The organism is Spirosoma migulaei, from assembly GCF_054776855.1.
This window is the reverse complement of record NZ_BAAHBG010000028.1, coordinates 93,079-115,097: the sequence shown is the minus strand read 5'-3', so window position 1 is coordinate 115,097 and position 22,019 is coordinate 93,079. Positions and strand designations below refer to the sequence as shown.

The 22,019-nt window shown below is 47.4% G+C and carries 18 protein-coding genes; 7 read left to right on the top strand and 11 right to left on the bottom strand.

Annotation, left to right across the window (positions count from 1 at the left end):
• Positions 1-8 precede the first annotated feature (8 nt).
• From ACYVGO_RS28610 to ACYVGO_RS28600, 3 genes are all read left to right on the top strand, one after another.
• Positions 9-425 carry a four-helix bundle copper-binding protein gene (locus tag ACYVGO_RS28610; RefSeq protein ID WP_142774207.1) on the top strand — a complete coding sequence of 139 codons (417 nt, stop codon included), beginning with the start codon at positions 9-11 and terminating at the stop codon, positions 423-425.
• Positions 426-535: 110 nt separating this feature from the next.
• On the top strand, positions 536-1,039 hold the full coding sequence (locus ACYVGO_RS28605; protein ID WP_460972205.1) for a pyridoxamine 5'-phosphate oxidase family protein: 504 nt from the start codon (positions 536-538) through the stop codon (positions 1,037-1,039).
• 111 nt (positions 1,040-1,150) lie between these two features.
• Positions 1,151-1,882 carry a DUF3891 family protein gene (locus tag ACYVGO_RS28600; protein WP_460972204.1) on the top strand — a complete coding sequence of 244 codons (732 nt, stop codon included), beginning with the start codon at positions 1,151-1,153 and terminating at the stop codon, positions 1,880-1,882.
• A gap of 114 nt (positions 1,883-1,996) precedes the next feature.
• On the opposite strand, the gene glgX is transcribed toward ACYVGO_RS28600, so the two are convergent.
• The 5 genes from glgX to ACYVGO_RS28575 form a co-directional block, all read right to left on the bottom strand.
• Positions 1,997-4,126, bottom strand: coding sequence for a glycogen debranching protein GlgX (gene glgX, locus ACYVGO_RS28595; protein ID WP_460972203.1), 2,130 nt, complete (start codon positions 4,124-4,126; stop codon positions 1,997-1,999).
• 132 nt (positions 4,127-4,258) lie between these two features.
• Positions 4,259-4,714 (bottom strand): ferritin-like domain-containing protein, encoded by a 456-nt coding sequence (locus ACYVGO_RS28590; RefSeq protein ID WP_142774203.1) that lies wholly within the window; start codon positions 4,712-4,714, stop codon positions 4,259-4,261.
• A 106-nt stretch (positions 4,715-4,820) separates the two neighbouring features.
• Complete coding sequence (locus ACYVGO_RS28585) at positions 4,821-5,174, bottom strand: DUF3140 domain-containing protein (protein WP_142774202.1); 354 nt, start codon at positions 5,172-5,174, stop codon at positions 4,821-4,823.
• Between the two features lie 8 nt (positions 5,175-5,182).
• Positions 5,183-5,395, bottom strand: a complete 213-nt coding sequence (locus ACYVGO_RS28580; protein ID WP_460972202.1) for a hypervirulence associated TUDOR domain-containing protein — start codon at positions 5,393-5,395, stop codon at positions 5,183-5,185.
• Positions 5,396-5,481: 86 nt separating this feature from the next.
• Complete coding sequence (locus ACYVGO_RS28575) at positions 5,482-6,192, bottom strand: OmpA family protein (protein ID WP_142774200.1); 711 nt, start codon at positions 6,190-6,192, stop codon at positions 5,482-5,484.
• A 437-nt stretch (positions 6,193-6,629) separates the two neighbouring features.
• Between ACYVGO_RS28575 and ACYVGO_RS28570 the strand changes: the two genes are divergently transcribed.
• The gene (locus ACYVGO_RS28570) at positions 6,630-7,829 is read left to right on the top strand and encodes an alpha/beta hydrolase family protein (protein ID WP_460972201.1); all 1,200 of its coding nucleotides are present in this window, start codon (positions 6,630-6,632) and stop codon (positions 7,827-7,829) included.
• Here ACYVGO_RS28570 and ACYVGO_RS28565 read toward each other — a convergent pair.
• The 3 genes from ACYVGO_RS28565 to ACYVGO_RS28555 all read right to left on the bottom strand — a co-directional run bounded on the left by ACYVGO_RS28565 (position 7,789) and on the right by ACYVGO_RS28555 (position 11,114).
• Positions 7,789-8,931, bottom strand: a complete 1,143-nt coding sequence (locus ACYVGO_RS28565; protein WP_460972199.1) for a hypothetical protein — start codon at positions 8,929-8,931, stop codon at positions 7,789-7,791. The genes ACYVGO_RS28570 and ACYVGO_RS28565 overlap by 41 nt on opposite strands.
• A 189-nt stretch (positions 8,932-9,120) precedes the next feature.
• A complete protein-coding gene (locus ACYVGO_RS28560; protein WP_460972198.1) occupies positions 9,121-9,789 on the bottom strand; it encodes a response regulator transcription factor in 669 nt (222 codons plus the stop codon).
• A complete protein-coding gene (locus ACYVGO_RS28555; RefSeq protein WP_460972197.1) occupies positions 9,789-11,114 on the bottom strand; it encodes a sensor histidine kinase in 1,326 nt (441 codons plus the stop codon). Before ACYVGO_RS28555 ends, ACYVGO_RS28560 begins: the two co-directional genes overlap by 1 nt.
• Before the next feature lie 216 nt (positions 11,115-11,330).
• Between ACYVGO_RS28555 and ACYVGO_RS28550 the strand changes: the two genes are divergently transcribed.
• Both ACYVGO_RS28550 and ACYVGO_RS28545 read left to right on the top strand, forming a co-directional pair.
• Complete coding sequence (locus tag ACYVGO_RS28550; protein ID WP_460972196.1) at positions 11,331-11,723, top strand: DUF1573 domain-containing protein; 393 nt, start codon at positions 11,331-11,333, stop codon at positions 11,721-11,723.
• Between the two features lie 172 nt (positions 11,724-11,895).
• A complete protein-coding gene (locus ACYVGO_RS28545) occupies positions 11,896-14,523 on the top strand; it encodes a GH116 family glycosyl-hydrolase (RefSeq protein WP_460972195.1) in 2,628 nt (875 codons plus the stop codon).
• A 344-nt stretch (positions 14,524-14,867) separates the two neighbouring features.
• On the opposite strand, the gene ACYVGO_RS28540 is transcribed toward ACYVGO_RS28545, so the two are convergent.
• Both ACYVGO_RS28540 and ACYVGO_RS28535 read right to left on the bottom strand, forming a co-directional pair.
• Complete coding sequence (locus ACYVGO_RS28540) at positions 14,868-15,215, bottom strand: pepsin/retropepsin-like aspartic protease family protein (protein ID WP_460972194.1); 348 nt, start codon at positions 15,213-15,215, stop codon at positions 14,868-14,870.
• 122 nt (positions 15,216-15,337) lie between these two features.
• Positions 15,338-18,349 carry a S9 family peptidase gene (locus ACYVGO_RS28535; RefSeq protein WP_460972193.1) on the bottom strand — a complete coding sequence of 1,004 codons (3,012 nt, stop codon included), beginning with the start codon at positions 18,347-18,349 and terminating at the stop codon, positions 15,338-15,340.
• 91 nt (positions 18,350-18,440) lie between these two features.
• Between ACYVGO_RS28535 and ACYVGO_RS28530 the strand changes: the two genes are divergently transcribed.
• Positions 18,441-19,115, top strand: coding sequence for a DUF6624 domain-containing protein (locus ACYVGO_RS28530; RefSeq protein ID WP_460972192.1), 675 nt, complete (start codon positions 18,441-18,443; stop codon positions 19,113-19,115).
• 55 nt (positions 19,116-19,170) lie between these two features.
• Here the strand turns inward: ACYVGO_RS28530 and ACYVGO_RS28525 are convergent, their stop codons facing one another.
• Positions 19,171-21,975 carry an ABC transporter permease gene (locus ACYVGO_RS28525; RefSeq protein ID WP_460972191.1) on the bottom strand — a complete coding sequence of 935 codons (2,805 nt, stop codon included), beginning with the start codon at positions 21,973-21,975 and terminating at the stop codon, positions 19,171-19,173.
• Positions 21,976-22,019 lie beyond the last annotated feature (44 nt).

The following is a 22,019-nucleotide window of genomic DNA, read 5'->3' as shown; positions in this document are numbered from 1 at the left end:
CATTAGCTATGATCTGGAAGAAAAACATTTACGATTCGTTAACAAGCTGTGCAACTTTGTGTAATGAGTTTGCTACAGAATGTTCCAATGCAGAAGACATAGAGAGCCGGTATCGGAGTATTTTTCTAAACCTGGATTGTGCCGATATGTGCCGTAACCTGGCCATGCTATATGTTCGTGGTTCTGAAAATGCACGGCTACTGGCAAAAGCTTGTATTGAAGTATGTGAAAAATGTGCTCAGGAGGTAAGTCAGTTTAATACAGAGCGTAGCCAACAGGTGTTTGCTATGTGTCAGCAAACGATTTGTAGCTGTGTGAATATTATTGATATGGGCTATCAGACAGATATTGAAGCGCAAAACCCAGCCGTTACGCCAGCTTCTCTGTTCTATGGTATTGATCTGCGCGAAACACTTTATAATTAATAGCTAATAGTCACTAGTCGTCAGTCGATAGTCAACAGTCAAAGTAAGTAGGTTCAAAAACTATACTATTGACTAATGACTTTCGACTGGCGACTTTTCTTTTCAACGTTATGGAAACTACAGAACACATTAACAAACCCCTGGAAAAGGTGCGCGATATGATCGAAGACATTCGTATCGCCATGATGACAACCGTTGATGAACAGGGTAATTTAGTAAGCAGACCCATGGCTGCTTTACAGGTAGATGAAGATGGGACCATCTGGTTTTTTACCAAGCGATCTTCGCCTAAGGTCGATCAGATTGATAACAACGATCAACGGGTAAATCTGTCGTTTGCATCCGTTAGCGATGCTGATTATGTATCTGTATCAGGTAAAGCGCAAGAGTTTAACGATCAGGCTAAAGTAGATGAACTCTGGAATCCACAGGCAAAAGCCTGGTTTCCTGAGGGGAAAGACGACCCGGAATTAACGCTGCTGAAAGTGCACATCGACATGGCTGAATACTGGAGTGCCAGCGATAGCCGAATGATTCGGTTCATTCAGCAGGCCACTGCAGCCATAACTGGCAACCCGCCCAAGATGGGAGAGAACGAAAAGATTTACAATTGAGGGAGAAAGGAGGAGGGGGAAGAAAGGGAGAAAAGAGGGTATTACTTAATCAAGTACTTCACTCTTTTCCCTTTCTTCCCCCTCCTCCTTTCTCCCTTTTCTCCTTCTTCTATGATTGTTTCCCAAACAGATACGGGCTGGCAAATTATTAACCAGCAGGCACATGGTTTACTGGCCGTACAACTGGCCCTGCATTGGCGAGTAGATAAACGACCCAGCCGCTGGATTGAAACAGTAACGGCGCTAACAGAGCACGATGATGGCCAGAATCCTTGGGAAGGCCGTAACCATCTGACAGCGGCAGGTACACCACTTCATTTTGAGCTACTACCGTATTCGGTAGAGCAATGTCAGCAAATGATTCAGATCGGTCTGCAAAAAAGCCGCTGGAATGCGCTGCTCATGTCTATGCACACGTCTTTTCTGTACGAATCGAAACGCGGTACCGATAAGGCATTGGATGTATTTCTTGATCAGCAGATGACGAACCAGACCAAGTGGCGGAAGGAATCGAAAGCCACAAAAGCAGAAACCGATTATGCCTATGCGTTTCTTCAATGGTGTGATGCGCTATCCCTTGTGCTCTGCCTGAATCAGGTACCTCATGAAGAGCGACGTTTAGAAGTCAGCAAAGGACCAGATGACCTATCGTATTACATTCATCAACGCGCTGATGGAACATTGAGCCTGGACCCCTGGCCATTTGAGGGGCCTCAGGTTACCGTTCATGTTGAAACGTTTTGCCTGGATCAGGTAGTTTTTAAAAATGACAAACAGCTCTATAATGCGCTACAGGACTCTCCTGTTAGTGTAAAAGAGTGGACGTTTAAAGAACATGATTAGTTATGGATTCTGTGGTGTCAGCTACTTATAGCTGACACCACAGTAATGCGAAAGTGTCAAAAGTAAAAATGCCATAGCGATCTGCTATGGCATTTTTACTAATAAAGGTCTATATTATTTTAGCCGTAACAAGATCGAAGAACGTGCCGGCACATTAATGGATTTGCCACCTTTAGTTGGCTCAATCGTTGGGTTGACTTGTCCCGTAAACGTATCAACAATCACTTCCCAGGACGAACTTTTACGGCCAATTTTCGGAAGCATAAATGGAATATCTTCCCAATAAGCGTTCAAGATCCAGATTAATTGCTCATCCCCAATGTCCTGACCATCTTCGGTTTGTTCCGATACGCGGAGCCCATCAATAAAAAGAGCCAAACAGTGCGTATTGGGATTGTGTAGATCGTCACCGGTCATTTCGTCGCCATCCGGACGTAGATAGGCTACTTGCTCACTACCAAAGAAACGGCGCCGACTCAACAGAGGAACAGCCTGACGCAGGGCGGTAAGTTGACTGGTGAACTCAAACAGTGCTTGTTGGTTCTCGTTCCAGTGCCAATCCATCCAGCTAATTTCACTATCCTGATTGTAGCCATTGTTGTTACCGTGCTGGGTTCGTCCACACTCATCGCCCATTACAATCATGGGTGTACCCTGGCTGAGTAGCATCGTGGTCAGAAAATTACGCTTCTGGCGTTCACGGAGATCGTTAATCGCTGGATCATCGGTAGGGCCTTCAACACCGCAGTTCCAGCTCATGTTATCGTTGGAACCATCGCGGTTATCTTCGCCATTGGCCTCGTTGTGCTTGTCGTTATAGCTAACCAGATCGTTGAGTGTAAACCCATCGTGTGCTGTAATCAGATTGATGCTGTTGGCTGGCGAACGACCATCATCGGCGTATAGGTCAGGGCTACCTAATAAGCGAGTGGCTGTTTCCGCAGCCTTACCATCGTCTCCTTTCCAGAATGCCCGGAGCGTATCCCGATACTTGCCATTCCACTCCGACCAGCGAACCGGGAATCCGCCAACATGGTACGACTGAATGTCCCAGGGTTCGGCAATGAGTTTGACCTGGGCCAGTATAGGGTCCTGGGCTACTGTATCCAGGAACGAAGAAACACTACCGAATTCTTCGTCGGTACGAATCAGCGCTGAGGCTAAATCGAACCGGAATCCATCAATGTGCATGTCCGTTACCCAATAGCGGAGGCTATCCATTACTAACTGCAATACGCGAGGATGGCTCAGGTTAAACGTATTACCCGTACCGGTGTAGTCCATGTAGTATTCTGGCGTGTCGCCAACCTGGTGATAGTAAATCCGGTTGTCAATGCCTTTGAACGAGAGCAGTGGTCCTAATTGGTTGCCTTCGGCAGTGTGGTTGTAAACAACATCCAGAATCACCTCAATACCCGCTTTGTGCAGGTTCTTTACCATCTGTTTGAACTCAGCAACCTGCTGGCCGGCCATACCAGATGATGAGTACGTGTTCTGGGGAGCGAAGAAGCCAATGCTGTTATAGCCCCAATAGCTTTCGTCGGTGAACTGATGTACAGGCAAAAGCTCCACCGCTGTGATACCCAGTTTTTTTAGATAATCTGTTACTTCTGGTGTGCCTAAGCCTGCATACGTACCCCGAATCGATTCCTCGATGGTAGGATGCAGGTGAGTGAATCCTTTTACGTGCATTTCGTAAATAACGGAACGGTGCAGCGGAGTGGCCGGAGCGGCATCATCTTCCCAATCAAACGCTGTATCTACCACCACACTTTTGGGCATTGTGGGACCGCTATCCTCCTGACTCATCACCAGGTACTCGTCCGTACCTTCTTCGCTCGATGTTGGTTTGGTATAATCATAAGCCAGCCAGGCATCATTATGGTTCACGGGTGCATTTATGGCACGGGCGTAAGGATCAAGCAGGAGCTTATTGGGATTGAAAAAATGACCTGCCTGTGGTTCGTAAGGACCATCAACCCGGAACCCATAGAGTTGACCCGGTTGTAGTCCATCAAGATAAATATGCCAGACAAGATCGGTGCGTTCGGCAAGTGGAATTCGAGCCGTTTCATGACTGGGGTCAGCAGCGTCGTAAAGACATAGATAGACGGCGGTAGCATTTTCGCTAAATAGGGTGAAATTAACACCTTCGCCATCATACGTAGCACCCAGTGGATAGGGCTTACCGGGTTTGGATTGAATTGATTCTGAAAATGAATTTGTGTTAGATTGTTTACTCATAACGTGTCTGCGTAGGAATAAGTAGGTATAATTTGGGAGATAAACTCCCTGTATAGTACGAATGTTTTGGTAAGTAAAAGGCACAAAAAAGCCTACCCCCAAAGGGAGCAGGCTTTCCAATCCCACCATTCACTACACTACCAAGGCCAGACGGGCCATTGTTGAATTGGCCGAGTCGATACTCTGTTTCTGGCGAAGCAGCAATTCGCGAGTACTGGCAACTAAGTCTGTTTCCTGTAATACAGCGTTATAGGTATTCAGAGCTTCCTGATCACCCCGGTGGCACTCCTGTACTACGGCTTTATCGTCATTTGTAGAAAATGTCGATTTGATATTGATCCAGGCCCGATGTAAGTCAGCGGTTAAGCTGGTACCGTTGTCGGCTTCTCCGCCTAAGGCCCGTATTTCACGATCTAATTCCTGAGCAAACTCTGCGCGCTGGCGTGACTGAGCCAGAAGCAACGTTTTAAGTTCGTTATCGTCTACATTCTCGGAGGCTTCCTGATACCCTTTTTCTGCATCATGGCTAAGCGTAAGTAATTGGCTTAGCTGTTCGAGGATTTCTGTTCGGGTTTCTTTTACATTCATAGCGTTGATTGGTTTTGTTGAGTTAATTAGGTTGAAAAGTCATAACGTTTCGTGTTGAGCAAATCAGAAAGGTAACGTAAAAAGTAATGTATATGTTAATTTGTTGTTATTTTTTGGTTGTAGGGTCATGCCCCCAGTTTTTTAGCGAATAGGCCCAATTCGAATCGGCTACATGCTTTGGTTGCTGTGCACTATGGCGCTTTACATAACTGATAACCTTCTCCATATGAGCATAATCGTTATCCGTTAACTCGCTCGCTTTTGTACCCAGAATTTCAATGATGCGTTTACCCGATTTATGGCCGATCGATTCGCTTTCTCCCTCTTTTGTTTGCCCAACAGACTTGGACTCATCAGTCTGGAGCCAGCTTTCAATCTCAGAAGCCGACATGTTGACAACCTCATCAAACGTTTGTCGAATTTCTTTTTTGTCTGAATCTGTAAGGATTGCTGTTGCCATAGTGACGTTTATTTTTTGGTAACTTCGCTGGCCGACTTGATAATCCGTTTAGAGCCTTGTTCAATCACAAGAGCTGGCTCTGCAGCAGAGCCTTTGCGCTTAACAGAAGTACCCTGCACAGTACGCTCTATATTCTCCGCATGGACTTCAGAAATTTTCCCTTTGGCTTTGCCTTTCCCATAGTTCCAACTCACTGCATCGCCTTTTTTCGGATTATTCATAGGAAATAATGAGGTAATGGTATTACACTGGGTAATTAGATGATTCAGGCGATCGGGAATAGTATTCCTGATCGCCTGAATCTATTTTATTCGCTGAGCTTGCCGTTTTTGGCATCACGCTGCATTTGTTTATTCGCAAATACGGCAATATCGACACGACGGTTTTTCTGACGGCCTGCTGATGTAGCGTTGTCGGCAATTGGCTGCGCTTCACCGTATCCTTTTTCGTCAACCCGGGATGTTTTCACGCCTTGTCCTTCCAGGAAACCTGCAACCGCATCGGCACGTTTTTTAGATAAGGCCAGATTATGTTCTGCCGAACCAGTAGCATCGGCATGACCTTCAACCAGAATATCGGTATCTTCTTCCTTATTCAGCGTTTGAGCAAAATTGATCAATTGCTGTCTGGTAGCAGATTTTAACGCATAGGAATCCGTATCAAACAAAATATCGGAACCGAGGCTCACTTTAATGCCTTCACCAACTCGTTCGACCTGAGCATCCGGCATCTGGCGTTTAATTTCTTCAGCTCGTTTATCCATTCGATGACCAATCACGGCACCGGCTGCTCCACCAACTGTTGCTCCCAAAATAGCACCCAGAGCAGTGTTACCTTTCGTCTTGCCAAGTACGGCACCAACTACGGCTCCACCACTAGCGCCAACTATTGCTCCCTTTTGAGTTTTATTCAAATTCTTTTTCTGACTCTGGGCAATTGATAAATTCCCTGACAGAAAGCTAGCAGTCAGTAGAAGCGCAAGCGACTTCGTTCCAACTGATTTCCATTGATAGTTCATAGCGTTGTGAATATTTGGTATTGCTTATAGATACCCAAACGCTGTACCAGTTTAATCCAATGGGAATCGTTGTTGGATAACCTTTTTGGTAAATTGCTGATTTTTAGGTGATTGTGTAGTAGCTGGTTTGTCTAAAATTGATCGTATTCTGATTTAAGACAACTAATTTGATAGAGTAAGCGGGAAGTACTATGCCTATTGTTGTGGAACGCTCTCTACACAACTGGGAAACTACGCCTGCGTAAAATAGATTTGGCAGTAGTAGAACCTTTTCGGTGTTCACATTCCAGTTGTCTGAATAGATAGTTATTTTTGTAAGTGTCTGGTATACAGTATATTATTTGATGTACTTTTAGTTGCTATTCGCCAGAGTATTCAAACGAAAAGGACTTGCTAAACGTTAGATAAATAGCCTGTCTATCATTTTATCATACTGCATGTTGACAATCAAATCATTCGTTACATTGCTCCTTGTTGGGAGTATGTTGCTTATTGCACCGGTCGGCTGTAAGACCTCTGGGAATACCGATTCTGTTGTTCCCGTTTTGCCCCGTACATTAGTCAGTAGTACATTGATTGGGGAGTATTCAACCGACCAACTTCGTAGTCGCTTTACAGGTGCAAATGCCGCACTTCAGTTTTTTATCCGCTATGGTATTAAAGCATATCGGTTAGATTATACAACCACAAATACGGACGGTAAACCCATTAAAGCATCCGGAGCGCTTATTATTCCCACGGTGCCAACAGCTATACCATTGTTGAGTATGCAACATGGTACGATAACCAGTGAGAATGATGCGCCATCGAACTTCGGTACGAGTAGCGAAGCCTATTCGTTCGGGTCCGTGTTTGCTTCTCAGGGATACATCATTGCCGCGCCGGATTACATTGGCTATGGGGCTTCTAAAGACCTTCCGCATACCTATGAGCAACGAAATGGTCTGGCTACGGCATCGCTCGATATGCTACGGGCCACCCGCGATTTTCTGGCCGATCAGGCTATAAACTGGGACAAGCGACTGTTTATTGCGGGTTATTCGGAAGGAGGCTATGCAACGATGTCGCTGCAAAAGAAAATCGAGGAAGAAACCACGAATGAATTCAACCTGGTGGCGTCGAGTTGTGGGGCTGGTGCTTACGATAAACCTGCCTTTATGAAGCAGATTATCAATGATAAATCGGCTGGTGTTGATTACATCAATCGACTCTATGTCTGGGTATTACAAACCTATGATCGGATTTACGGGCTTAACCGTCCCATGTCGACCTACTTTAAAGAGCCCTATGCTACGCAGATCACGAATCAGGGTATAAATGCGTCAATTAATGTGAGCCTCCACCAGACATTTACGGATGCGTTTAAACAGGGCATCAATGATGGTACCGATAAAGCTTTTCTGGCTGCTGTACAGGACAATGATATTCACGACTGGAAACCCCGTACGCCAACCCGACTGTATCATGGAGATGCCGACGAGATCGTGTCCTTTTTGAACTCGCAGAATGCGTATGATGCCATGAAGAAGCGAGGGGCTACCAATGTAGAATTGATTCCAATAAAAGGAGCAACGCACGGAACCGGGATCGTTACGTTTATTTTAGGGACATACGACTTTTTTGGCTCGATACAGTAAGGATCGTGTAGGCTGCCTGATTAGGTTGTCGGGTTCGGGTGCCAACGGTTGTGCGGCCCCGGTCGTCGTCACAAATGAGTAGCAGATGGCTGGCATCCAGCGGAGTCAGGTCTTCGGCTTTATGACCGGCTGTGTGTACAGGTTGCCCCTGAGCGTCGCGTACCAGCGTGAATGGCCTATTGGTATATAATTCATCCGGTGTAGCCGTCCACAGATAAGCGTCCAGTTTTCCATTGGCTTCCTGAGAGGTGAGCATCCAGAATCGTTTCTGAAACGGGTCATATTCCAGGCTCGATAAAGCGAGTGGTTTCGGCAGGGTGGAATCCGCTTTGGCTATGTCGAAATCGTTGACAATTTTCCAGTTATCCGCTAAGCGAATTCGTTCCGTATCTCCGTTCTTTTCCAGTCGATAGGATACGCCAATAACTTTGGCCTGGTAGGTAAAACTCTCGTATGATTTACCCGCTTCCCGAATGCCGAACAGGAGCTGGCTGTCAGTAGCGGCCAGCCCCTCGATCTTGAAATAAGGCATTTCGCCGGGAAATTCCGTAGTGGCCAGTACCTGTGCAATTCGCTGGCGGTAGGCCATGGAATTTCGGCTGGTATCATCAGGAGCTAGTACATGCGGGTGTTGCTCATCGCCAGTTCGCCAGTAAAGAATGGTATTGTAGCTGTCCCAGTCGTGACTACCGGGCTTCAGGCGGTCGAAGGCCGTAGTTAGCAGGATGAATTTCCGGTCTGGCGTTTGGGCAAAATCTTCGTATTTCCGGGCAACCGAATACGCAGGCTGTGTCAGGTAGGTAGGCGATTGGGTCGAGTCAGCCAAGGTTGCTGGTGTTTTCATAAATACCGGGCTCTGACCGGCAGGCATATCCTTATCGTTAGCGAAAAGTAGATTTTTGCCATCGAACGCCACTGCCGAGGCTTCGCACCAGACCGTCTGCCCATTCAGCGAGGTGCCAGCAGCAAAACAGTTTAGAAAGCCTTCTTCAGTAATTGTCGCGGTCGGTATATTGGTGGTATTGGCTGGAAGTTTAGCCGTTTTGCAGCCAGAAATAAGGAATAGCGCAGTTAGTGCAATGGTACAGTATCTGAAAATCATAGTAGCTTATCGAAGTTAGGCGCAAGATAAATGATATCGATAATAAGTAAAGGATTTGTCCACAGAGGCACAGAGAGCACAGAGATATAAATGATTGAAATAAATTTTTCATATTTCTGCGTTCTCTGTGCCTCTGTGGATAAATTCGTTATATAATCCTGCACTTTTGCGCTCTTTAAACTTCGTAGGCTACTGCCGCAAAACGAAGCCTACACCATGTACATTGTCGATTCGGATGGTTGGGTCCTGGGCAATTCGTTTGCGGATTCGGGAAATAAATACATCGAGACTACGCCCCATAAAATAATCATCGTCGCCCCAAACGGCTCGCAGCAATTCATCGCGCCGAACAAGCGTGTTTGGGCGATCGAGCAGATAAGCGATCACATCGGCTTCACGATGCGTAAGCGTATGCGTTTGTCCATTAACCGTGAGGGTTAGATTCTGGCGATTGAGGATGGTATGTATAACTGGTTGATGGCCAGCCGAAGGCGTTGTTCGTCGGAGGAAAACGTTAATTTTCAAGATCAGTTCTTCAATACTGAAGGGTTTTGTTAAGTAATCGTCGGCTCCCAGTCGCAAACCCTGCAAACGGTCGTCTTTGTTCGCTAAGGCACTAAGAAATAAAATGGGCACCTGCGTATTGACGGCCCGAATTTGTCGCGCCAGGGTAAACCCATCACTTTGCGGAAGCATTACATCCAATAAACAAACATCAAATGATCCGGCCTGAAACGTGGCCCAGGCATCGACGCCATTGGTACAATGCGTAACCTGAAAAGGGACGTTTTCGAGTGTATCCCGAATCACAAAACCGAGGTTAACATCGTCCTCAACGAATAGAATGTGAGCAGACATTAAAAGTGAAATAGAGAATGAGTGAATGAGCGCAACCAGGAAATAGATTGGAGTGAATGAGATTCGACCTTTTGCTCGTTCACACATTCACTCTTTATTTCGAATTGACTGCCTTTTCCCAGCTCACTGGTAAGCTTCATCTGCCAGCCATGTGCCCGAATAACCTGCCGAACATAATACAACCCAAGTCCAAAACCTTTTACATTATGGGTATGGCCCGAAGAGACCCGAAAAAACTGCCGAAAAACGGCTTTTTGGTCTTTTTGAGCAATGCCGATACCGTTGTCGCTAACCGACCAGATTAACTGATTGTCTTCTGTTCGTGTATGCAGTAGTACACAAGGCGATTGGGTACAATACTTGATCGCGTTGTCAATCAGGTTGTTTAGCGCTGTTTCGAGTTGGTAACGGTCTGCCCGGATGTGGGCCTTATTGGCCGTGAGATCAAGCGTTATAACTGGGGCAAAGGTGTCGGCAGCCGCACGCATAAGCTCGTGCAAATTGACATCGGCCAACTCCAGAATGAAGCCAGTACGTTCAGAGCGGGCTAATTGCAGGATGCTATTGACCTGCTTTTGTAATCGCCTACTTTCCTCACCTAACACGCGGGCATATTGGTTCAGCCGGTCGGGTTGTTGCGTAATGGTGTCCGACTGAAGTACATCGGCAGCAATGCGAATGGTAGAGACGGGCGTTTGTAATTCGTGCGTAATGTTATTGATAAAGTCGCGCTGCACTTCGGTCAGTCGGCGCTGCTTTAGCACCACGACCAGCGTATATCCGAAGAAGCTGACTACCAGTAACACGGCTATGGTAGACCAGACCCAGCCATCTAACTGGCCCGCTACGAATGCCGTTTGGTTCGGGAATCGAATACCGAAATAGTACGTATAACGCGGAAATTTAGGCAGGTTTTTTCCTCCCTGAAGCTTGGTTTTTGTTAAGGCCGAACTGCTTGTGCTAACGTAGGCTCCATAAACCATGCGATCTGATTCGCAGTTGTAGATACCGTATTCGTAATCGGTGATAAGATTATGCTGCTGCAACGATCGCTGAATGAATAGTTCGAGGGTGGCGGGGTCAATGGGTGCGTCGGTATTGACAATGAAATAATCGGCGGAGAGTTGTGTAACGGCATACCGATTCAGTGTGAAGTTATTCAGCTTCGCTACGTCGTCGGCCACATCCTGCAAGGCAATAAACGCCGACTGCCGGAACTGCCGTTCGCGCAGAGCATAGGCATTGCGCACCCAAACGGCCTGCACGGCCAGGATACCAATAATGGATAGCACCGATAGAATAACCAGCAGGCGCAAACGGGACATTTTTTAATGAGCGAATTAGTAAATGAGCGAAAGAGTGACTGTAAAGTACGTGTTATTCGCTCAATCACTCATTCACTCAATCGCTCATTTTTCCATCATTAACAACTCATTAACAAACGTTAGGAAGTGCTTAACAAGGGTTTAGGGGGGGAGGGGGTAGGTTTGTATCGTTGCCTGAGTGGGCAATACGAAACATCTTCTAAAACCATTTTTTCTATGAAACGTCTTCTGTTTTTCGGCGCATTTGTATTGATGACAGTCTCCATGGCTATGACCATTCCGGCTGCTTTATTTAACTGGCGTAGTGCTACTCATGATTTCGGACGTATTCCCCAAAGCAAGCCCGTTACGGCAGAGTTTTCCTTTACCAATAAAGGGGAGTTGCCGCTTGTGATCAACCAGGCTAAAGGCTCCTGCGGGTGCACGGGGGTTGAGTATCCTAAAGCACCCGTTATGCCTGGCCAGTCGGGCGTTATCAAAGCCACCTTTAATGCGGCTGCCCTGGGTGCTTTCAACAAATCGGTAACAGTTGAGTCGAACGCGGAAGGCGGCACCCAGATGCTGTATTTCAAAGGAGAAGTAGTGAAAGAAGGTACGGTGGCTCAATAGAGAGGAGAACATCCCTAATCGCTCTCTTTTGCTCGAATCAACCTCTTTTATGAAAGAGTAATAATTGTCTAAGGCCACGCTTTTAGTATCATTGAGTTCAACTGATAGATGGGTATGACCCCGATGGAGTCGTACCCATCTATCAGTTGAACGTACAAAAGCGAGGTCATGTATGAACCGTATCCCTAACCAGACAAACCGATCAACTAGCTATCTACTTGGTTTCCTGTTGCTCATAGCGCAAACCTGCGTTGCCCAATGGAAACCCACTACCTGGCCAACCCTGAAGCATTACGACAAAGATCATCTGGTGAACATTGCACTCCCGTTGGGTGGTATCGGTACCGGAACGGTTTCGCTGGGCGGTCGGGGTGAGTTGCGCGATTGGGAAATCATGAACAAACCGGCCAAAGGGTTCAGCACGGTGACTGTTGGGAATAACGCCCCGTTTTTTGCGATCAATGTGCGCCCGACGCAGGGAAAATCCATGACGAAAGCGCTACTTGGCCCGCTGGACCCATCCGAATTTCAGCACTACGAAGGTCGGCCCGTAAATCAACATGGCTTTCCCCGCTTCACCGATGCTTCGTTCGATGCGGCTTACCCGTTTGGGCAGGTCAATTTATCGGACAAACGAATGCCTGTGACAGTGAAAGTAAAAGGCTTTAACCCATTCATTCCCGGTGATGCTGATAATAGCGGGATTCCCATTGCCGTGCTGGCTTATGAAGTAACCAATACGGGCCAGACGCCCCTGGTTGTATCGGTGTGTGGGTCGATGCGAAATTTTATTGGGAAGGACGGGAGTAAGTCCATCAAAGACTGGAAAGGCGACTACGTTCCTATCGGTGCCAAAAAGAACACAAATACCTACAAACGCGAAGGCGAGGTACAAGGCATTTTTATGCATTCGGATAGTGTGAGCCGACAGGATGCTGCCTGGGGAACAATCGCCCTAACAACGAATAGTACTACGGGAGTAAGCTACCGAACCAGTTCGCGCTCCAACGATTGGGAGAATGCCATGCTCGATTTCTGGGACGATTTCAGTGCCGATGGTGTCCTGACCGAAAAGAGTAAGCTTGTCGATGATGACCCGCTGGCGTCGCTGGCGGTACAGAAGTCAATTGCCCCCGGACAAACCCAGACATTCACGTTTTTCATTACCTGGAATTTCCCGAATCGGGCGGCCTGGGCGTCGTTTTCAACAAAACCAGATCAGCCAGCCGTGGGGAATTACTATTCAGCCCAGTATGCCGATGCCTGGGATGTTATTATCAAAACGCTGCCTCGCTTACCCGCTTTGGAAATGAAGACCCGTCAATTTGTCAATGCGTTTCTGCAAAGCGATTACCCGGAGGTGATCAAAGAGGCCGCTTTATTTAATCTGGCTACATTACGATCACAAACGGTTTTTCGAATTCCGAGTGGGCACCTGATGGGCTGGGAGGGTGTTTTTGATGAATTTGGTTCCTGCTTTGGCTCCTGTACCCATGTCTGGAATTATGAACAGGCAACCGCTTTTCTATTCGCCGACTTATCGCAGTCGATGCGCGACATCGAGTTCAATTATGCGACCAACGACATTGGCAAGATGAGCTTCCGGGTTATGCTTCCTCTGGAAAAAGCCCAGGAATGGCAGAATGCCGCAGCCGACGGGCAACTGGGAACGATTATGAAATTCTACCGGGACTGGCAGTTATCGGGCAACCAGGAGTTTCTGAAAAAGAACTGGCCACAGGTGAAAAAGGTGCTGAGCTATGCCTGGATCAAGGGCGGCTGGGATGGCAATCAGGACGGTGTGATGGAAGGGCGGCAGCATAATACGATGGATGTCGATTATTACGGCCCTAATCCACAAATGGGTTTCTGGTATCTGGGCGCGTTGAAAGCCGGTCGCGACATGGCTATGGCTATGAACGATACCGAACTGGCCAAAAAGTGCGATGACTTAGCCAAAAAAGGGAGTACCTGGATGGATCAAAATCTGTTCAATGGCGAATACTACGAGCATAAAATCACAGATCCCAAAACGTTTGATTTTCTCAACTGGGAACGCGACTCAACCGTTAGTGTGCCCGACTATCAATTAGGAAAAGGTTGCCTGGTCGATCAGTTAGTTGGGCAGATGATGGCGCATATGGTAGGGCTGGGTTATCTGGCCAATCGGGAGCACATCCAGACTACGTTGAAAAGCATTATGAAGTACAATTATCTGGACAACTTCGCCGATCATTTTAATAATATGCGGTCGTATGTGATGGGCGATGAAGCCGGTTTATTAATGGCGAGCTGGCCCAAAGGACGTTTGAAAGTACCATTCCCGTATTTTGCGGAGTCGATGACGGGCTTTGAATACTGTGCCGCCGTTGGCATGTTGTATGAAGGCCAAACCGACAATGCACTCAAGTGCCTTGCAGCTATTCGGAATCGGTTCGACGGTCGCAAGCGAAATCCATTTAACGAACCCGAGTGCGGCTATCATTATGCCCGATCCATGACCAGTTGGAACACGGTGTTAGCCTGGAGTCAGTTTCAGTATTCGGGCGTAACGGAATCCATGACGATCACCTCAAAACCAGGGATGTATTTCTGGTCGAACGGCTCGGCCTGGGGAACTTGCTCTGTAAAACGGACTGGTATGAACACAGGCGTTTCGCTGACCGTGCTAAATGGCAAGATTGGACTTCGTACGTTTTCTATTCAGGGAAGTGGGAGCTACTCGTTCCCGAAACGGCAGGAAGTACAGGAAGGGAAAACGGTGAATTTTACCGTAAATGAACAGGCCTCAAGCCGATGACAAACTCAATTTAACGACTGAGTAATTATGAAGTTGTTTAAACTTTCTAATTTCTATTGAAAGAGAATCGCTTTTTTGTCATCCCGACGCAGGAGGGATCTCAAGCTTGACTAATACGGAATCTTGAGATCCCTCCTGCGTCGGGATGACAAAAAAGCAGCCTAGATTTTCTATAAAGAGAAAAGTTTAAACAGCTTCTATGTAAAATTATTAACCACAGAGGCACAGAGAACATAGAATTTTTAGCTTATTTATAATTCTGTGTTCTCTGTGCCTCTGTGGTTAATAAACCTAATTTCTAAATCAACTGCATTTTGGCCACTTTAGGATCTACATGGGCCGTGTCATGTTCGAACCGCAACGGCGGACCGTTCAAGCTTTATTCGCCACTTCTGCATGGTGGCCGCGCCAATGATTGCTTCTTCGCTTAAATCAGGAACGACCAGGAATTCATCAGATAACAGGACATCTTCTAAATAAAAATCCAGCGTAACGCGATATTTTATCTCAATATAGTGGCCTTTTGCAGCTGTGGCCACACGCCTTATCCGTCCCAGACTTTCTAAATGGGCTAACTCTGGAACATGCTCCGGGTTTATACATGACAGGTTTGCGCCACTATCGAATAGCGTGTACAAATGTTTTTCTCCCTGAGAGCCTACGTACAGTAACGGTTGTTTACTAATGGACATGTAGGCGGGTTGTTTCTGTAAAGTTACATAAACTAATGGCAATGTATAATGGACAATGAGTAATGTACAATTTTACAGACGTGTTGGTCATTTCATTATTCATTGTCCATTATACATTACCATTAGTTTGTCCCGCTGCTTTGGGTTTGCGTCGACCCTACTGATAGACCATACTTCATTTCGCCCCGATCTTTCTCAACGGCTGAGCGACCTTCCTTCATCCAGATTGGCATGGGTGCGTCTTTCAAGTAATAATCGAAGAACTGATACAGCCGAACGCTTAGATCTTTGGCATTGTGCCGTTGCGTCAGGTTATGGCCTTCGCCATTATAGACCAGCATCCAGACTGGCTTGTTCAAGCGACGTAGCGCCGAGAACATCTCGATTCCCTGATACCAGGGGACGGCCCCATCGGCGTCATTATGCGTCATCATGAGGGGCGTTTCTATCCGGTTGGCAAAGAAAAGCGGAGAGTTCTCGATGTAATTCATCGGCTTATCCCAGAGTGTACCGCCAATGCGGCTCTGGGTTTTTTCGTACTGGAACGCCCGGCTGATACCCGTTTCCCAGCGAATACCACCGTAAGCCGACGTCATGTTGGCAACAGGAGCCCCTGCTTCGGCAGCTCGGAACAGGTTCGTGCGGGTAATGATGTACGCAGTTTGGTAACCACCCCAGCTTTGCCCCTGAATACCCAGTCGGTCGCGGTCAACAAAGCCCTTATCCAACAAACTCAGCACACCCGGCACGATACAATCATAGGCATTAGGCCCTGGTTGGCCAGTTGTGTAAACTATATCCGGAATGAAGACCAGATAGCCATTGGACACGCAGTAGGGAACGTTAATAGTCGACCGGCTTGGAGAAGGAGCCCGGTAATCGTTCAGGGTCTCGGCATTGCGTTCATAGAAATACGTCAGCATTGGGTATTTCTTTTTCGGATCGAACCCTTCTGGCTTGAAGAGCAGTCCTTCGAGTTTGATGCCGTTGGTGCCGATCCACTTCACGATTTCTACGCTGCCCCATCGGATGCTGTCCTGTTGTGGATTCGCATGGGTTAGTTGTTTCGGCGTAGCCAACGTTGTATCGGTCACAAAAATGTTGATCGGTTCCTGATAATTCCCTTTATAAAACGTCATGGTCGACGCATTTTTCGCTTTGTTCAACCCGAAATAACGGTGATTGCTGCGGCTCAGGGTTGTTGGGTCTGTTGCCGCAAGTGCATTCTTACTTTTCAGAATCCCGGTCGATTTATCGCTTTCCCAGATGCCGGTCAGGAACAATTCGGTTTTAGGGTCTATACCTTTTTCGATAGAGCCGCCCCGCCTACCGGGTGCATCATCCTCTTCATTGTCCAGTTCGGCACGACGGAGACGAACCTTATTTTTGCGACCCCAGCTCGCAGTCAAATTCAGCGGCTTCTCGCGGCCGGTAGGGTCAACCTGCCAGATATCGTAACGATCATACAGCCACACATAACGGTCGCCGGTTGTCCAGCCTGCTGCCCCATAGGCACCGGGTAGGTTTGGTGTATCGTGCTCTTCGTCGAAAAATTTGCTGGGCAAACCACGCGTCAAATCAATGCGTTTGCCATCCAGTATTGACCAGGCCCGCCAGAGTGAATCGCGCTCATCGAACCAATAAGCATACTTTCCTTCGGGTGATAGTTTCGGTTGCGACGCCATAATATCATTAGCGATTCGCTTTTTCTCGCCTGTTTGAACATCGATTAGGTATAAGTCTGTATGGCCGGGGTCCCAGGACGCCTGAACCTGATAAGGTAAATCGCTCAAGCCTAATACGTAACGTGTATTGACTTTAGGGTCGAAGGCTACTGTTGGCACTTCCCGATTCGCTAATGGAATAACTTTACCGGTTGCCAGATCATAAACCGTCAGGAAACCGCGTTCTTTTTCTTCCTTGAGCCGTCGTTGCTGCATGGGTTGCAAACGCGTGTCTGTCCAGGTCCAGATGTCCATGCGAACCTTTTCATCATCGGGTGTCAGCGTGTCTTTGGTAGGCTTGGGCGCAATGGGTGAGGTTGAGAAATACAGCCGCTTACCATCATCCGCAAATTTCGGCTCACGAAACTCATTCACCGACCAGCCTTTGGGCAAAACTTTGGCAGCCGTGTCGGCTATCACCGTAAATGGGGCTTCGATTACGGGCGTTTTCGGCTTCTTTCCTTTAGCTACGGTTGCCGGGGCCAGATTTTTATAATAGAGCGAAAACACTTTGACATCAGCGCCCGCACTATCGGCAGAGGCCATCCACGCAAGTTGCTCACCGGTTTTGTTTATTGCCAACCCTTTATAAATCTTCCGCTTTGAACTGGTGTCCACCAGCATCGTTTTCCCGTTGGCCGAATTGAACAAAAACACACCTGGTACCGCGTTTTCGCCCGTTTTCAGCGAGTCATTGGCAGATTCTTTACTGTAAAATACAGCCTGGCCATTATCAGATACAACCGCGTTTGAAACATACCGAACTGTTTTTCGCGAACCATCGGCCATGTTGAAGAGTGTCAGATCATCACCCTTTGGTTTTTTTGCCGGGCCTTTTCGCGTGGCTATAATGGTTGTAGAAACAGGAGGGGCTGGATTAAGCGTGTCTTTTAAGCTTTGGGCACTGCCTCTAGGCGTCGTTTTTTCTTTATCATCTTTCCGTTCCTGAACGACCGCCAGCCAGGAACCGGCTTCTTTGCCAAATGAAAACGATTTGACATTCGGCAATTTGGTTGGCTTTCCGGTCGACAGATTCAGAGCGAGGAGACTGTCCTTAGGCATCTCATCGGGCTTTCGCTTTTTGAGTTTCGCCTTACGAACATCAGCAACCGGGACTTTCAGGCGCATGACCAGGAATTTGCTATCAGGTGTAAATTGGGCCATGTACCCACGGGGGAATACATAGCGTGTCGTAGAGGTGTTCGAGCCACCAGCTACGACCTCCAGCCGTCCGTCGCCATCCTGCGGGTCAATCTGATAGGCAATCCAGCGGCCATCATTCGAAATTTTTTCGGAGCGGACACTCTGCCAGCGGTCGTAATCGGCACCGGTAAGCGCACGTTTTTGAATCTGGGCCAGCAGGGGAGTTGTCAGTAGAAAACAGAGTAGAAGTTGAGTGAAGCGATTCATAAAAAAGGGTAAATTAAGACTTACTAAATTACTCAAAATCCGCCATCGGTATCTTCATCTTTGCTAATTTGCCCATTACTTACAATTAATCATGAGATTCCTACTATTCGCCCTCAGTTTACTACCCGTTTGCGCCTTTTCGCAATCGAAAAACATACTCAAACATGAGTTAGACAGTATGTATGTACTGGATCAGCGCAATCGGGTGTGGTTGACTAAACTGGGTAATAATCAGCCGCTAACGGATAGTTTAACCACCCTATATAAGGTGAGTCGGACGAAGCTGGCCGGTGCACTCTGGAGTGAACAGATTCTAATTGATTCGAGCAATCTGAAGCGTGCCGAAATGATTCTGCGACAACATGGCTATCCGGGGAAAACAATGGTGGGCGTGCCGACTAACGAAGCGGTCTTTTATATCATTCAGCATTCACACAAAGTAGATACTTATCTGCCCGCCGTAAAGAAAGCGGCCGAAGCAGGCGAATTGCCCTTTCATCAATACGCGTTGATGCTAGACCGTTCATTGATGTACGCGCAGAAACCACAACTGTATGGCACACAAATCGCCTGTCGGAAAGTTCGTGCGTCGTCGGCCTCTCGTTGCTTTGTGTGGCCCATTGAGGATTATCGGAACGTTAACCAACGGCGTAAACAAGCTGGTTTGCCGCTAACGGTTGCCGAGAACGCCGTTCGACTAAATGCGGCCTACGATCCCAGCCTGACCATGGAAATAGCCCGGCAACTCTATGTGCTGGATTTGTAACGTTTTCGACAGCATTAACAAGATAAATTCTAGCGTTAAAAATCCTGTCGAAGAATCAGAAAATCTTGTAATTATCACGTTTATTTGGCTCGGGCCAGGCACCTAGCGGGTCGATGATTACTTTTCGGGCATTTGGAAGCGCCGGAAGTGATACGTACCGTTCGTCTGGATTGGGATGGGCCAACTGCCGATAAATCGGGTGATCATGTTGGTCAAGAACGACCAGCGGTATATAGTCGTTGATTGGAACTGGTTGTCTCTGGCCGATTTTATTTTCCCGCCACTTCGTTGAGATAATTTCAACCGTCAGGCCGTTGGGCAAATTAGCAACCCGACCTACTTTAAAATCGAACCAGAACTGATCGCTTAAATAAGTTTCCAGATAGCGTAATGCATCCGGTAACTGATGGGCTAACTCATTAGAAAAAGCAGTAGCCGTAGCTTGTGATGGGTGCTGAACTGCGTTTTGGTAAAACTGACTGATTGTAAAACTGAGCGGCTTATCTCCCCACACTTGTTCAATACTGCTTAAGGCAAGGGCCGCTCGTCCGCGCTCGACGGCATCATTTCCGCTCGATAGAAGTAGTGGCCGTTCAGATTTAGGATTGCGTTGCCGACTTCTGGCGTACCAGTTAGCTCGTTGCGTAAGACGCTGTGCGAGTCGCTCGGAACCATAGTGTCGGGCAACACCCTGCAAGGCCAGGTATTCGGCCAGACTCTGCCTGATAAAGCCGTCTCCTGCTTTTTTTACAGGATTTAGCTTATGCACCAGCCATTGCTTAAATACCTCACGGCTAATCAGGTAATCTATGTAATCAAGCTTGTCGGGTTGCGCGTTGTCGGCAGTCCAGCCTTCTCTTTCGGAGATCAGAATTTGGCCGGGTTCAGATGCTACGTTAGCTATGCCAGCAGGTATTTCTTTGATGCGCAAATCGGCATAAGGGTAGTTACCGAAGAGTTGTTCGCCCCTGTGTAACGCCACCGCAACGACGCGCTGCATATGCTGAATCTGATAGGGGTGATGGTGTATGATCTGAAGGCTAATTAACTGGCCGGATAGAGATCGAACAGTTGTGGTAGTGGTTTTATACCGGGTGGTTTGCGTAGCGGGCAAGGCAACAAGGCGTTGCTGGGTTTGCCACATTGATAAACCTATTAGGGCACCAAAAAGTACGAACGCCAACTGATAAGGCCAGGTAAACCGATCCCTCCACTGACCAATACGTTCGGGCAAGCTACTGACTACACCCCGGTTCCAGGTGAGAAAAAATGAAGCCAATAAAACGCCCGCTACGCCCCACCACATAAAATGAACAATAGGGCGAAGCGATGTAGTTGGCCCGAAACCGATTAAGTCGGAGTACGATTTAGACCCCGGCAGGAAACTGTAGAAATACACGGACTGGCTATCAGGGCTGAATTCATAGGCAAAGGCTAATACAGCAAAAATGAGCAGATTGATGAAATGGCTCATCAGCCGATTATTTGTGAGCGAGGCCACCAATGCGGCAAGGGCTATGAGTTGACAATACCGTAAGAAGCCATCGGTTAGTAAATCAGCGCTATAGCGGTCCCAGTCAATATCGTCGAAGCTGCTGCCAAGCTGCACACCAACTCCGGTAACAAAAAGTACTACAGTCAGTAAAGCAGCCACGCCAACTAGGGCCATTAATTTGGCGACTAATAGAACGAAATTGGATTGGGGCAGGGCATCATAAATAGACCAAAAGCCTACTGTACGTTCGAGAAAAACCAACTCACCAGTCATCACCAATAGAAACAGGCCAATAAATAGTCCTAACGGTAGGCGAAGGGCTGTCATGCGTGATGTAATTGGCAGTTCAGGGAAATCAGGGTTCAAACCTAAAACTGTTGCCAATAGGATGGCCAGTAGCATGAGTAAGCCTACGGTAAGCAGGAAGACAGGTTGTCGAATCAGATTTAGAAACTCAAGCTTTGCCAACCGCCAGGTTGTTTGCCACGATAACCAACCCCCAAAGCGAGGCTGCACAGAAGCTAGTTTTAACGGTGCCAGCAATCCGGCTGCCATGGCTTTGGTGGGCGTTTTTTCTGGTTTTTTACAGGCAAAATAGGCGAATGAAAAGTGCTGTTCTGCATACGCTAGTAGGCCAAACGATAAGCCAAGCCACAGTAGCCGGTTGATGAAAAATAGATCAGCGTAAGCGAAAAATCCATGCGGATCATCGCTAAACGGCAAATTCTCGACAGATTCTCTCGCCATTCCTACCCCAAATGGATCCAGCAGTTGCCACAGGTCCGAATCCAAAACAAGGTTCAGGCTTGATTCGGTGAGCAGAAAATAAAGAACAGTCAGAAAGAGCGCTACATAAGCCCCTCGTATACTTCGTAGAAAAATGGTCAGCGAAAACGTCAGACTAATAACAATAAAGATGTTTTGGGCAAGCAACCGGATAAATCCGTCCGTGAGCGCTAGCCATGCCGTTTCTGAACTGGTTGTATAAATGGATGTAAAAAGTGTAATGCCAAGTGGATAAAATAACGCGAGCAGTAGTGCCGCGCAGTATGTGCCAATGAAGCGCCCGGCAACGTGCATCCGACTGGTAATTGGTAAGGTGTAGAGATATGCGTTGGTACGATATTCCAGATCTTTCGTCAGTGATTGGCCAGCCAGTAAAACGGTGGCTACTGACAGAATTACCCCCAGCGAGGCTAACGTCAGGTACGCAGTAACAGCGGGATCACTATAGGCATAAAGCGTTGATAATTGGGAGGAGTACCAGACTCCTTGCCCCACTATAAGAACAGCAAATAAGTAAAATGCTGGCTGTCGCAACTGATAAGCGAATTCAAAACGGGCAATTGTCAGGATAGGGCTCATAGTGAACCCAATATACGAGTGGTTAGTGAGTTAGTAATGACTCT